This window comes from Streptomyces sp. NRRL S-340 (assembly GCF_000720185.1).
Taxonomy (GTDB): Bacteria; Actinomycetota; Actinomycetes; order Streptomycetales; family Streptomycetaceae; genus Streptomyces.
The window spans coordinates 59044-72811 of the sequence record NZ_JOIY01000022.1; the positions used below are offsets into that span (position 1 = coordinate 59044).

Here is a 13768-nt window from a genome sequence, read left to right on the forward strand (position 1 = left end):
CGGACATGGAACGTCACGACGGCCGGCCGCCGGCCGGCCGGTCCCGGGCCCTCGGGCAGCGGGGCGGTGCGGGTCCGGCGGCCGGAGAGCCGCCGGACTCCCCGCTGGACCAGCTCCTCGCCGCCTGCGAAGTCCTGATGAGCGGCGTGGGCGAGGCCTCCGTGCGCGCGGTCGCGGCCGGCGCTCTCGCCGCCTACGACGCGCTCGACGACGACGGCAGGCGGTTCTTCTTCACCCACATCACCCAGGCCTACGACGCCGACCCCGATCAGGTCCGTGCCGCCTACCGCCGCTGGGAGGACGCCCGCAGCGCCGGGTCGGGGGGTGAGGAGGAGCTGGTCCGGCTCTTCGACGTGGTGGAGCCGGCCCGCCAGCAGCTGCTCCGCCGGATGAACCACGCGCCGAACGCCACGCTCGCCCTGGTCGGGATGCGCGCGGACCTGCGCAGGCTGATGCGCGATCACCCCGAGCTGGGGCCCCTCGACCACGACTTCCACCACCTGCTCACCTCGTGGTTCAACCGAGGGTTTCTCCGCATGGCGGAGGTCACCGGGGACGCGCCGGAGGAGCTGCGCCGGCACCTGGTGCGGGGCGAGAAGATCCACCCGATGCGGAACACGGCCGAGCTGCGCCGTCGCCTGGAGCCGGACGACCGTGCCGTCTACGCGTTCTTCCATCCGGCCACCGGGGAAGTACCGCTGATCTTCGTGGAGATCGCGCTGGTGCGCGGTGTGCCGGACCGCATCGCTCCGCTGCTGGAGCCCGGGCCGCCGCTCAGCCCCGCGGAGGCGGACACGGCGGCCCTCTACTCGATCAACAACGCCTTGGACGGTCTGGCCGGGGTCTCCTTCGGCAGCTTCCTCATCAAGCAGGTCATCGAGCAGGTGGGCGAACGGCTGCCCCGTCTGAGGCAGTTCGTCACGCTCTCGCCGCTGCCCGGATTCCGGCGCTGGCTGGGTGAACAGGCCGGGCAGGACGCCGAGCTGGGACTGCTCGTCCGTGAGCTGGACGCCTTGGCGGGTCCGGCGGAACTCGGCGCGGCGGACGCCGGACGGATCCGCGCCCGCCTCCTTCCCGCCCTGGCCCGCTACGTCACGGTCGAGCGGCGCGAGGACGGGCGCCCCCTCGACCCGGTCGCCCGCTTCCACCTGCGTAACGGGGCCGCCGCCTGGCAGTTGAACTGGCCGGCGAACGACTCGGCCGAGGCCTGGCGGCAGTCGTACGGCGCGATGATCAACTACCGCTACGAACCGGGGGAGCTGGAGCGCCGGCACGAGGAATTCGTGCGCCACGGCACCGTAGCCCTCGGCGGACCGCTGCGCGACGCCTTCCCCGGGGCCGGGGCAGCGCCCCGCCCCGGAAACGCTCCGCCCGCCCCCACCCCCTCGAACGATCGATGAGAGAGGAACACCCCTGATGGCACCACCCCTGCCCACCATCTACCGGTCCTTCGCCGAGCAGGTGCGGCGGCAGCCGGACCGAGCGGCCTTCGAGCTGCCCGGCGGCCGGCGGATCACCTACCGCGAGACGGCGCGGACCGTGGAACGGATCGCCGCCCGGCTCGTCGCCGACGGCGTCACCCCCGGTGACCGGGTCGCCATGCAGGTGGACAAATCCCCGGAGGCCATCGCGCTGTATCTGGCGACGCTGCGGATCGGTGGCGTCTTCCTGCCGCTCAACACCGCGTACACCGACGCGGAGACGGATTACTTCCTCGGCGACGCCCGGCCGCGTGTGCTGGTCTGCTCCCCGCAGCGGCGGGCCGGCCACGCGCACCGAGAAGGGGACGGCCTCGTCGTCGAGACCCTCGGAGCCCAGGGCGACAGCACCCTGATGGAGGGCGACGGACACCACGACGAGGTCTTCGACGCGTCGGCCGACGACCCGGCGGCGATCCTCTACACCTCCGGCACCACCGGACGCTCCAAGGGCGCGGTGCTGACCCACGGCAACCTCGCCTCCAACTGCCGGGCACTGCTGGAAGCATGGCGGTTCACCGACCAGGACCGGCTGATCCACGCCCTGCCGATCTTCCACGTCCACGGGCTCTTCGTCGCCGCGAACATGGCCCTGGCGGCCGGTGCCTGCATGTACTACCTGCCGAAGTTCGACGTGGACACGGTGGTGGACCTGCTGCCCCGGGCCACGGTGCTCATGGGCGTGCCCACCTTCTACACCCGGTTGCTGAAGAGCGACCGGCTCACCCCGGAGGCCTGCGCGTCGATGCGGCTGTTCGTCTCCGGCTCGGCCCCCCTGCTCGCGAGCGACCACCAGGCCTTCGAGGCCCGCACGGGCCACGCCATCCTGGAGCGTTACGGGATGACCGAGACCGGTATGAACACCACCAACCCGTACGAGGGCGGCCCGCGCAAACCCGGCACCGTCGGCAAGCCGCTGCCCGGCACGGAGATCAGGGTGGTGGACGGCGAGACCGGGCGGACGCTGCCCGACGGTGAGGTCGGCAGTGTCGAGGTGCGCGGCCCCAACGTCTTCAGCGGGTACTGGCAGATGCCCGAGAAGACGGCGGCCGAGTTCCGCGCGGACGGCTTCTTCATCACCGGTGACCTGGGCCGCATCGACGAGGACGGCTATCTGTGCATCGTCGGCCGGGGCAAGGACCTGGTGATCTCGGGCGGCTACAACATCTACCCGAAGGAGATCGAGGAACTGCTCGACGCCCACCCGGCGGTCCTGGAGTCCGCCGTGATCGGTGTACCGCACCCGGACTTCGGGGAGACGGTCGTGGCCGTCGTCGTCCCGGCGCCGGGCCAGGAACCCCGGGAGAGCGAACTGCTGGAGTTCATCGCCGGCGACCTCGCCCGGTTCAAGCACCCGCGCGCCGTACGCGTCGAGGAGGCGCTGCCGCGCAACGTGATGGGGAAGGTGCAGAAGGCCGAGCTGCGCAAGCGCTACCGGGACCTGTTCGCGGGCTCGGACGCCTGATCCGTGGCGGGTCCGGCAGGAGCGGGCACGAAGTGAAGGGCCGTCGAGGAGGCGGCCCTTCACCTCGTGTCCGTGGCCCGCCGGGAACGGAGCCGAGCCTCACCCGTGACGTGATCCGGGAGCGGGGGAGCGGGGGAGCGCGGGGAACGCGTGGGGCCGACGGGCGGCGCGCGGCCCACGCCGCGCGCCGCCCGGCCGCCGGTCCGTCGGCCTCGGCGGACCCGTCGTCCCCGGTCCCGCCGGCCTCGGCAGCCCCGTCACCGGCAGTCTCGTCACCGGCAGTCCCGTCGGCCCCGGCCGGTCAGTTGGCCTCGGCCGGGGCCGGGGTGAGCGTGCGGGACCGCACGACGAGCTGGGCGACGGCCGTCACCACCAGGTTCGGGACGAGGGCGATGAGCCCGGTGTCGACCGTGCCGACGTCCACGCCCGCGAAGGTGAGCCAGACCAGGACGCCGACTCCGGTCAGGATGCCGAGCAGCGCGGGCACCGCGTCCAGACGGACCTTCTTCGCCAGGCCCATGACGATCGCCGGGGCGAGCTGGGTGAGGCCTCCGTAGGTGAGCAGCAGCAGGTCGGACAGGAGCCCGGGCCTGGTCAGGCCGAGGAGCAGGGCGAGGCCGGCGGCCGCGACGACGCACAGGTGGTTGGTGCGCAACTGCGCACGTTCGTTGCGGACGCTGAGCAGGTTGCGCGACAGCAGGCTGGAGATCCCGACGACGATGGCCGCGGACGGCACCATCGCCGCCGAGGCCGCGGCGACGGCGACGATGCCGACGAGCCAGCCGGGCAGCGTCTGGCCCGCCAGGGTCAGGGCGACGGCGTTCGAGGGCGAGCCCGGCTTCACGAGCAGGATCCCGGCGAACCCGACGATCACGGGGATGCCGAGCGCGATCTGGTAGAGGGGCAGCCAGACCGCGTTCTTGCGCAGTGCGCGCCCGCTGCCGGCGGCGAGGACCGGCGGCCACAGGTGGGCCATGGTGCCGAGCCCGCCACCGATGCCGGAGACGACGACGGCGGTGACGAAGAACGTGGCGTCGTAGCCCTCCTGATGGAACGTCAGGAGGTCCGGACGGCTGTCCCGTACGGTCTCGAACAGGCCGCCGATGCCGCCGTGCACGGACAGTGCCACGCCGGCGATCAGGACCACCAGCCCGACGATCATCAGAGCGTCCTTGAGGTAGGCGACGCGTGCGATGCCGCGGATGCCGGACCACAGGACGAAGGCGACGGTGAGGACGGTGGCGAGCACCATGCTCAGGTTCCCGCCCGTACGGCTGCCGGTGGCGAGCTGCACGATCAGCCCGAGCCCGGTGATCTGGAGCTGGAGGTAGGGCAGCAGGAAGACGGCACCGACGACGGCGACGACCTTGCCGAGCAGGGGACTGCGGAAGCGGTCGGCGAAGAAGTCGGCCTGCGTCAAGTAGCCTCCCGCACTGCCCAGTTCACGCATGCGGGGCGCGGTGAAGTACTGCAGGACGAAGTTGATCGCGAGATAGCACAGCGCGAAGGAGGCGGCGACGCCGCCGCCGAAGGCGATGCCGGCGAGACCGAGGAAGCTGAAGGTCGTGAAGGACTCGCCCGCCTGCAGGAACCAGGTGGTGAAGGCGGAGAACCTGCGCTTGCCCACGGTCCATTCGCCGAACTCCCCGCGGCCCGGGCGGCGCCCGCTCATGCCGACGACGGCGATGGTCACGATGCCGGCCAGGGTGATGGCCATGGTGGTGTTCACGCGGCGGCCTCCTCGTACGCGTCGCGCGTCACGTCGTCGCCCTCGCCGTCCTCGCCGGCGGGGTGGGCGAAGTGCTCGACGAGCGCGAGCGAAGCCGTCGTGCCCGCCGTCCACAGCAGGCACCAGGCGAGGACGGAGGGGAGGCCGAACCAGAGGTGCGGGCCGTTGACGAAGGGCAGGAAGGGGGTGCTGAGGAAAGCCACTACGGGCACGACGGCCCACAGGACGTGCGGTTTTCTCATCGGGGCTCCATACGGCTACGGGAGGCGGGGGCGACGGCGTCCGTGCCCGGTGGCGGCCTCGTAGGCGGCACCGGTCTCGAGCACGGTCCTCTCGGCGCGGGGCGGGCCCACGATCTGGAGGCCGACGGGAAGCCCGGCCGGAGTGAAGCCGGCGGGGACGGAGAGGGCGGGTGAGCCCAGAACGCTGACGAAGTAGGCGGAGCGCATCCAGTCGAGGTAGGTGCGCTGCGGCTCCCCGTCGATCTCGGTGGGGTACTCCGACTCGACGGGGAACGGGGTGACCTGGCTGACCGGGGTGATCAGCACGTCGTACCGTTCGAAGAAGGCGGTGGCGGCGAGGTGGATGCGGGCGTGCCCGGTGGTGGCACGGACGAGGTCGGCGCCGGTCAGGCGCCGCCCCTCCTCGATGTTCCAGACCAGGCTGGGCTTCAGGGAGGCGCGGTCGCTGTCGAGCAGCGCGCCGAGACCGAGGTGGAACTCGTGGGCGCGCAGCGTGCGGAACACGTCCTCGGCGCCGTCCAGGTCGGGGCAGTCCTCGGCGACGACGCAGCCGAGGCCCTCGAAGACCTCGGCCTGGCGTGCGAAGACGTCGCGCACGTCGCGGTCGACGGTGACCCGGCCGCCGAGGTCGGGGGTGAACGCGACGCGCAGCCCGGCGGTGTTCCGCCCGAGCGGCGCGCGGAAGCCGGCGCCCGGCTCGCCGAGGGAGATCGGCACGCGCGGGTCGGGCCCGGCCATGACGGACAGCAGCAGCGCGGTGTCGGCGACGGTGCGGCCCATGGGCCCGGCGACGCCCAGGGTGTCCCAGAGGTTGCCGGCGGGGTGCGAGGGGACGCGGCCGGGGGTGGGGCGCAGCCCGACGACGTTGCAGAAGGACGCCGGGTTGCGCAGCGAACCGCCCATGTCGCTGCCGTCGGCGAGCGGCTGGAACCCCGCGGCGAGCGCGGCCGCGGCCCCGCCGCTGCTGCCGCCCGCGGAGCGCGTCAGGTCGTACGGGTTCCGGGTCGCGCCGAAGACGGGGTTGAAGGTGTGCGAGCCGGCCGCGAACTCGGGGACGTTGGTCTTGCCGATGCGGATGGCGCCGGCGTCCTGGACGCGCCGGACGAGGAGTTCGTCCTCGTCCGGTACGTGCTCGGCGAAGAGCGGGGAACCGTGGGTGGTGCGCATGCCGCGGGTGAGGTGGGTGTCCTTGAAGGCGATGGGCAGGCCGTGCAGCGGGCCGAGTTCCTCGCCGCGCGCCTGCCGCTCGTCGGCGGCGGCAGCGGCGGCCAGCGCGCCCTCCGGGTCGAGGGTGACGATCGCGTTGACGGCGGGGTTGTGGCGTTCGATGCGCTCGAGGTGGGCCTGGACGACCTCGCGGGCCGAGAGTTCCCCGCGGCGGACGCGCGCCGCGAGGTCGACGGCGTCCAGCAGGCAGATCTCGTCCCGGCCGGGGGCGGCGGGGCCGGGCGCGGTGGATTCCGCGGGGGAGGGGACGGGACCAGGAGCGACGGGCATGGCAGTCCTAGGGCAGCGGGCACGGTGGGACGGCGTCGCGGTGATGCTGGTCCGGCGGGGGCCGAGGCGCGACGCGTGTGAGGCACCACACTGGCGTTGCTGACCTTTTCAGTCAATGACTTCGCCTGTATGAAGTTTTGAGACGCGGAATCGGCGATAGTGAGGATTCCAGACGTGCTACGAAGGTTCGCGGCCGCTGCTCGGGAACTCGACGCCGCTGCGCTTGAAGGACTCGACGACCAGGTGGGACTGCACGGCCTCCACGTGCCGCACCCACGGCGAAGCCGTGAGGAACGCGTGCAACGCGGCCTTCGACGGCTGCGTGACGTCGACCAGGAGCTGATGTTCGCCCATCACGACGGCCGCGTACCGCACGAGCGGCGACTCGACGAGCAGCCGGCCCACCTTCTCGACCTCGTCGGGCCTGACCTTGATCCACAGCAGCGCCTCGACCGGCAGGCCGAGCAGCGCGGGCTCGACGACGGCGCGGATGCTCACGAGGCCTTCCCGCGTCAGCGTCTCCACGCGGCGCCGCGCGGTCGCCACGGACACCCCGGCGACGGCCGCCAGGTCCTCGTGCGTGCGCCGCCCGTCCTCGGCGAGCGCCCCCAGGATCGCCAGTTCCTCCGGCCCGACCTCGATGTCGGGGACAGTGAGGTCGTCGGCGATGGCGGACCGTCCGCCGAGCGCTTCGATCTCCCCGGCGTCCAGGATCCCGGGCGACCATTCGTGCACCGTGCGGAAGTACCGCAGGACCGGTGACACGCTCTGCGAGACCAGCCCCGGCAGCGCGGGCACCTCGTCGAGCATCAGCGGCGCCAACCGGCCCGGCGGGCACTGCAGTTCGGCCACGCAGTCCACCGGCCCGGCGAGCGCGTACGAGAAGATGCAGTCCGCGCGCCGGGCCGCCGCCACGGCCGCGTCCCGCACGGCGCCCGGCCGGCAGGTCATCCGCAGGATCACGGTCTCGCCCCGCACGACGAGTCCGCGCACGGCGACGTCCCCGCTCTCCAGCAACCGCAGCCCGCGCCGCGCCACCTTCCGCTCGGGCTCCCCGAGGGCCCCCGCGATCCGCCGCCAGGAGGCCCGCCCGTCGATCTGCAGAGCGGCGACGATGCGCCGGTCGAGCCCGTCGAGAGGCGCACCGGGCGGGCCGGCGTGCGGGCCCGCGGACGCGCCCCGGTGCGTGGCCGGACGGGCGGGCGGCGCTGCGGGGACGGTCGGCTCGGCCGGCGTGGCCGGTGGTGGGTAGGTCACGGGAACGACCCTAACGACCGGAGCACCCCCGCACCCAGGGGCGTCGGGCCCGGCAGCCGTCAGGCCGTGATCCCCCGACGAGCGTCGACGGCGGACCGCCTGACCCTCGTCGTCCGCCCCTTCCGGGCGAGGACACCCAGGACGTCCTGGTCGGCGCTCACCTCGACCGCTCTCCGGAGGTCCACGGAGCACCCCGAGTGGGGGCCGTGGCGGTGGCCGGTCGTCGGCGCGGCGGCGGTTGCTGTCGGCGCAGTCCTCCGGCCCCCGCACAGCGGTGACTTCCGCTGCTTCACGTCTTCGGCTCCAGGGCGCGCGGGGCGGTGGAGGCCGTCGTCGCGGTGGTGCCGCGGGCGGCGGCGCGGGCGAGGCCGTCGGGGAGGGTGAAGGCGAAGACCGCCGTCGCCGCCGCGACGGCCGCCAGAGCGAGGTAGGCGTGCTGGTAGGCGGGCAGCGGCGGTACGGCGGAGGCGCCCGGCGGTGTGCCGAGCACGAGGGCCGTGGTCACCGCTGCCGGGGCGAGCGCGCCGCCGGTCTGGCGCACGACGGTGTTCAGCATCGTGGCCTGGGCCAGGTCCGCCCGCTCGACGGTGGCCAGCGAGGCGATCGTGGTGGGTATGAAGAAGCACCCGATCGCGGCACCGAACAGGAACATCAGACCGCGGAAGGTCCACAGACCGGTGTCCGTTCCACAGGCGGCGAAGAGCAGCAGCACTGCGGTGAGACCGGTCAGGCCGCAGCCGACGATCACACGCGGACCGACCCTTGCGTACAGGACACCGGCGAGCTGGACGGTCAGCAGCACTCCGAACGCCTCGGGGAAGGTGGTCAGGCCCGACTCCAGCGCCGTACGGCCCTGGGCCTGCTGGAGGAAGAGCGGACCCAGGTACAGCGCGCCCATGACGGGGATCAGGCCGGCCAGGTTGATCAGGTTGGTGTCCCGGAACAGCCGGTCGGTGAACAGGCGCAGCCGCAACAGGGGCCGGGCCGTGCGCAGTTCCACGGCGACGGCGGCCGCCAGCAGGGCCGCGCCGCAGGCGAGGGAGGTGAGGACGGCGGGGGAGGCCCAGCCGCGGTCGGGTCCTTCGCACACACCGAACATCACGGCCCCCAGACCGCCTGCGCTCAGCAGCAGCCCGGGCAGGTCGAAGCGGCCCGGCCGGCCGCCGCGGCCGCCGGCCAGGAACAGTGCGCCGAACAGCAGGGCGGGCAGACCCACCGGCAGGTTGACGTAGAAGACCCACCGCCAGGACAGGTGGTCCACGAGCAGCCCGCCCAGCACCGGGGCGGCGGCGGGGGCGATCTGCTGGGGGACGATCATGTAACGGGAGACGCGTATCTGTTCGGCCGAGGTGAAGGTGCGGAACAGCAGCGCGGTGGAGGCGGGGAAGAGGACACCGGCCGAGAGTCCCTGCACCGCTCGGTAAGTGACGAGCTGACCGATCCCGAGCGCCGCCCCGCACAGCAGCGACGAGCCCAGGAAACCGGCCAGGGCGGCGAGCAGGACGCGCTTGCCGCCGAACCGCTCGACCAGCCACGCCGAGGCCGGAATGGCCATGGCCAGGCAGACGGGGTAGACCACCACCACGCCGTCCAGGGCGGCGGTGGTCAGCCGGAACTGACCGGCGATCGAGGGCAGGGCCACGGTGGTGATCGCTCCGTCGACGATCGCGACGAACGTCACGCTGACGCACACGATGGGGACGACCAGCCGCTGGCTGAGCCGGAACGGCCGAGCGGGGCAGGGCGGGGGGAGACGTCGTGGCATATGCTGAGCATACTCACTATGTGCTTGCTCAGGACACGGCTTTTCTCCACGGTGCGGCAGCGGCCCCGCCCAGGGCACGTGCGAGGGCGGCGCGGGACACGGGAGACTGGGCGGCATGGCAGTGCAAGGCAGCAGCGACGTCCTGGTCGACGAGCTGTACGAGACGACGTACCGGCTACGGCAGTTCGTGGAAGCCCGGCTGCGGGAGAAGGGCGCCTCGGTGGCCCGGTTGCGCGCCCTGCGCATGCTGGCCCGGGCCCGGCAGCCGCTGCGCATGGGGGAACTGGGCGAGATGGCGGGCATCGCGGCCCGCACCGCCACCACGATCGTGGACAGCCTCGAACGCGACGGCCTGGTGCAGCGCATCCCCCACCCGCAGGACCGGCGGGCGCTGCTGGTCCGGCTCACCGATGAAGGACTGCGCTGCCATCGGGAGGCGGAGGAGATCGACCGCCTCGCCCTCGCCGAGGTGACCGCGACCCTGGACGAGGACGACCGCGAGCACCTGCGGACCCTGCTCGCCCGGATCCGCGCCCAGACCTCCTAGGCCCTGTCGTCGCATTCCGGTCGTCCGCCCGCGGGGCGGACGGGCATGTGACGGCCCTGCTGCTGTGACCGGGAAGGCCTGCCGGGAAGCCCGCGGCGTCCGGTGCGGTGGGCCGCGGGGCGGAGCCCGCCCCGCGTACTGGAGGCACCCGGGTGATGCGGCAACGCGGCGAGGTGCCGTGCCGGACGCCGCGAGCCCGTGAACCCTCCCGGCCGCAGTACCAGCAGCCGGCCGCTCGGCGACACGGACCGGGGCGGGGACGCGACTTCCCGGCGGCGCCGGGCCCGCGGGAGAGGCCCCGGGCGCCGCGCCGTGTGGTGGCCAAGTGGCCGACGGGGGAGGGCCGATCGACCTCCCCAGGCGGCGGCCCTCCCCCGTCCGGCTTCGCGCGTGTACCCGCCGGCGTTGTTCCCATGCCTGTCCGGCGGCAGGATTTCGACGACGGCGCGGGCGTGTGCGGCACCCGTCACTTCCTCCTCGGCCCCGCGGGAGGCGCTGGCACAGTGGCCCTTCGGCCCGGGATACTGCTCCCCGCGGCACTCCGTGGTGCTCGTGTGCACAGAAGGCCGCGGAGGGACGGCGGAGCAGCGGGTGTCAACCTGATCGGCGTGGGTATGCGCGCGAGGGTGAACGTGGCAATGAAGGCGACGGCGATGGATGCAGGGCCGATGGGCGAGGACGGCACCATGCCGGACGACTATGTGATACAGACCACTGTGGCTCTGGAGGGTGACGGCACCGACATCGCGCAGGCCCGCCACCTGGCCGCCGGTTTCCTCGGCCGGGTGCAGGCCGAGCACGGACTGCCTGTCTCCCAGCGTGCCATGGACCTCACGCAGCTGGTGGTCAGCGAGCTGGTCACCAACGCCCGCAAGTACGCGCCCGGCCCGGCCCTGCTGGACCTGCGGATCACCGGGGGCACGGTCGAGATCTCGGTGTGGGACTCCGACCCGGTGCTGCCGGTCGCCCGGGCCGCGGACGCCGGCCGGGTGGGACAGCACGGCCTGGAGATCGTCATGGCCGTTGCCCAGGGCTTCGCGGCACAGCGCGAACCGGTCGGCAAGCGCATCACCGCCCGCCTCGCCCTGGCCGACGACCCCGACGGCGCCATCACCGGCCGGCCGCCCCTGTAGGCCGGGCGCGGCCGGGGATCCGTCCGGTCACACGGAGGACCGGAGTGCGCCGGCGAGGAACCGCTGACGGGCAGGAGCCCCCACCGCGCCTGCGGGAGGCAGCACTGACTGCCCGTCACCCGGTGAGGGCTGCGACCGGGCGGATCACGACCTGTTCCGCACGCTGGGCAGGGACCTCGCAGGGACCTCGCAGGGACCCCCCTACATCACCCGGGTGCCGACGACGCAGGTGTCGTCGTCCGTGTCCGACTTGCTGTAGGTCAGCAGGCGGTCCAGCTGCTGGTCCAGCGTCTTGGGCGCCGTACGGGCGGTGGCCAGCAGATGGGCCAGGGATTCCTCCACGGTCCGGTCCCGGCGTTCGATCAGTCCGTCGGTGTACATCAGCACGGTGTCCCCCGGCGCCAACTGCAGCTCCGCCTCCTCGTACACGGCCTCGGGTACCGCACCCAGCAGCAGGCCCTTGATGAGGGGCAGCGGCGCGGCCTCCGCCCCGCGGACCAGGACGGGCGGGAGGTGGCCCGCCCGCGCCCACCGCAGGGTGCGGCGGTCCCGGTCGTACAGCGCGCAGACCGCGGTGGCGGTGACCGCGCCGGTGAGGTGGTGCGCCACGATGTTCAGCCACGACAGCAGCTGGCCCGGTCCCGCCCCGGTCACGGCGAGCCCGCGCAGGGCGTTGCGCAGCACCACCATGCTGGTGGCTGCCTCGATGCCGTGCCCGGCGACGTCGCCCACACAGAGCAGCACCAGTCCGGACGGCAGCACCACGGTGTCGTACCAGTCGCCGCCCACCAGGTTCTCGGTCTCCGCCGGCCGGTAGCGCACCGCGATCTCCAGACCGGACACCCGCAGCGGTGCCTGCGTCGGCGGCATGATGGCGTGCTGCAGTTGCAGGGTCAGCCGGTTGCGCTCCGTCGCCTGCTGCTCGGTGTGGGCGAGTTGGTCACGGGTGGCGGCGAGTGCCACCTCCGTCCAGTGCTGGGCGGAGATGTCCTGGTAGGCGCCCCGGACCGCGAACAGCCGGCCGTCGGTGTCCAGCACCGGTTCGGCGACCACCCGGATGTGCCGGGTCACGCCGTCGGGCCGCTGCAGACGGAACGCCGCGGAGGCCGGCCTGCGCTGGTGCAGCACCGTGCGCAGGAAACGGCCGAGGGGCACCGCGTCGTCGAAGTGCGCGTGCTCGGGAAGTTCCTCCAGGGGAACCGGCGTGCTGGAAGGCGGCCGCCCGTACAGCTGGAACAGCTGGTCGTTCCAGGTGATCTCACCGGTGAGCAGGTTCTCCTCGAAGCCGCCGATGCGACCCAGGCGCTGGGCGTGCTGGAGGAGGCTCGCCAGCCGAGCCGTCTCGTCCTCGATGCGCCAGAGCAGCAGCACGCTGCTGCCGTGCCGGCTGATGCTGATGTCCGCGACCGTCGACAGCGGCACCTGGTCGACGAGCGAGGTCAGCTGCATGCGGCGTGCCCGGAACGGCTCGCCCGTGGCCCACACCCGCTCCACCCGCTGGAACAGCTCGCTCCTGCCCGCGGCCATCGGGTACGCCTCCAGCAGCAGCGCACCGTTGACCACCGCGCGGGGGCGGCCGGCCGGGTCCAGGAAGCGGCTGTTGACGTGCTGGATGCGGAAGTCGACCAGCTGCCCGGAGCCGTCGATGTGCGGGACCAGGACCAGGGCGGGGTCGTGCAGCCCGTCCGCCAGGTCCATCAGCTCGGCGGTGGGCGGCAGGATCCCCGGCTCGTGCCCCGCGTCCCGGCGCAGCGTGTACGTCTCCAGGGTGTGCGCGCACAGCTCGGCCAGGGCGTCCACCTGCCGGACGATCTGCGGCGGCTGGGGCGGGAGCGGTTCCGGCCAGGCGATCTCCAGCACGCCGTGGACGCGGCCGCCGGTGCCCGCGGGGACCGCGACCCGGCCGCCGTCCGGGTGCGCGTGCCGGCCGATGGTCGGCAGTCCGGTCGCGGAGAGCGAGGACAGCCACTGCCCGTCGCGCTCGGTCAGACCGCGGCGTGCCACCGTCGCCACCTCCGGCGGGACGTACCGCCACCGGGTGGCCTCCGCCGGGGAGAACCCGGCGCTGCCGACAAGGGTCAGCGAGCCGTCGGCCCCCGCGGCCCACACGGCCACGGCCACCGCGCCCAGCGGACGCAGCGCGTGCTCCAGCAGGGAGTCGGCGACGGCCTGGGTGTCGTCGGCCGCAAGTGCCCCGCTCTCGGCCGCCCTGAGCCGTACGGCGGCGGTGTCGCGCTCGACCGCGCCGCCGGCGGCGGCCAGGAAGGCGTCCGTGACCTCCGCCACGCGGTCGCGGGCGGCCTGGTTGATGACCTCGACCGCGAACTCCAGCGTCGTCATCTTGGCCTGTTCGGTCAGCTCGGCGAGTTGCCGGGCCGCCTGTGCCGGACCGCACCCCAGCCGCTCGACCAGGATGCCCTTGGCCATCTCGACCAGCGCCCGGCCCTCCGCCTCCGCCTGCGCGCTGAGCACTTCGCGGCGCAGCCGCTCCACCGTGGCGGCCAGCCTGCCGACGGGTGAGGCGGGGGAGGCGCCGGCCAGGTCCGGCGGGACCGCGGCGCCGCGGGCTGCCGGCACGGCGGGCGCGGCCGGCTCCGGGCGGGGCCCGGCGGCGCCCGGCCCGTGCGGCTTGTCGGTGGTGCTCACGATGCGGAT

Annotated in this window: 10 protein-coding genes; 4 read left to right on the forward strand and 6 right to left on the reverse strand. The window is 73.5% G+C overall.

The window, feature by feature from the left end; all coding sequences use genetic code 11:
• The first annotated feature begins 5 nt into the window (after positions 1-5).
• Together IG64_RS18640 and IG64_RS18645 are read left to right on the forward strand one after the other, a co-directional pair.
• Entirely contained in the window at positions 6-1400 is a 1395-nt protein-coding gene (locus tag IG64_RS18640) for a malonyl-CoA decarboxylase domain-containing protein (protein WP_051813052.1), read from the forward strand.
• A gap of 16 nt (positions 1401-1416) precedes the next feature.
• Positions 1417-2943: an AMP-binding protein gene (locus IG64_RS18645; RefSeq protein ID WP_037857586.1), complete on the forward strand. Its 1527-nt coding sequence runs from the start codon at positions 1417-1419 to the stop codon at positions 2941-2943.
• A 301-nt stretch (positions 2944-3244) separates the two neighbouring features.
• Here the strand turns inward: IG64_RS18645 and IG64_RS18650 are convergent, their stop codons facing one another.
• From IG64_RS18650 to IG64_RS18670, 5 genes are all read right to left on the reverse strand, one after another.
• Entirely contained in the window at positions 3245-4672 is a 1428-nt protein-coding gene (locus IG64_RS18650; RefSeq protein ID WP_199811619.1) for a sodium:solute symporter family protein, read from the reverse strand.
• A complete protein-coding gene (locus IG64_RS18655) occupies positions 4669-4914 on the reverse strand; it encodes a hypothetical protein (protein ID WP_037857589.1) in 246 nt (81 codons plus the stop codon). The genes IG64_RS18650 and IG64_RS18655 overlap by 4 nt, the downstream gene beginning before the upstream one ends.
• Positions 4915-4929: 15 nt before the next feature.
• Positions 4930-6411, reverse strand: a complete 1482-nt coding sequence (locus IG64_RS18660; protein ID WP_078884081.1) for an amidase — start codon at positions 6409-6411, stop codon at positions 4930-4932.
• Positions 6412-6588: 177 nt separating this feature from the next.
• Positions 6589-7668: an Lrp/AsnC family transcriptional regulator gene (locus tag IG64_RS18665; RefSeq protein WP_078884082.1), complete on the reverse strand. Its 1080-nt coding sequence runs from the start codon at positions 7666-7668 to the stop codon at positions 6589-6591.
• 289 nt (positions 7669-7957) lie between these two features.
• Positions 7958-9349: a DHA2 family efflux MFS transporter permease subunit gene (locus IG64_RS18670; RefSeq protein WP_234438551.1), complete on the reverse strand. Its 1392-nt coding sequence runs from the start codon at positions 9347-9349 to the stop codon at positions 7958-7960.
• Positions 9350-9548: 199 nt separating this feature from the next.
• Here IG64_RS18670 and IG64_RS18675 point away from each other — a divergent pair, with 199 nt between their 5' ends.
• Positions 9549-9980: a MarR family winged helix-turn-helix transcriptional regulator gene (locus tag IG64_RS18675; RefSeq protein WP_037857592.1), complete on the forward strand. Its 432-nt coding sequence runs from the start codon at positions 9549-9551 to the stop codon at positions 9978-9980.
• 653 nt (positions 9981-10633) lie between these two features.
• Positions 10634-11113 (forward strand): ATP-binding protein, encoded by a 480-nt coding sequence (locus IG64_RS18680; protein WP_037857594.1) that lies wholly within the window; start codon positions 10634-10636, stop codon positions 11111-11113.
• A gap of 201 nt (positions 11114-11314) precedes the next feature.
• Here IG64_RS18680 and IG64_RS18685 read toward each other — a convergent pair whose 3' ends face one another.
• Positions 11315-13759, reverse strand: coding sequence for a SpoIIE family protein phosphatase (locus tag IG64_RS18685; RefSeq protein ID WP_107474294.1), 2445 nt, complete (start codon positions 13757-13759; stop codon positions 11315-11317).
• Between the last annotated feature and the right edge of the window lie 9 nt (positions 13760-13768).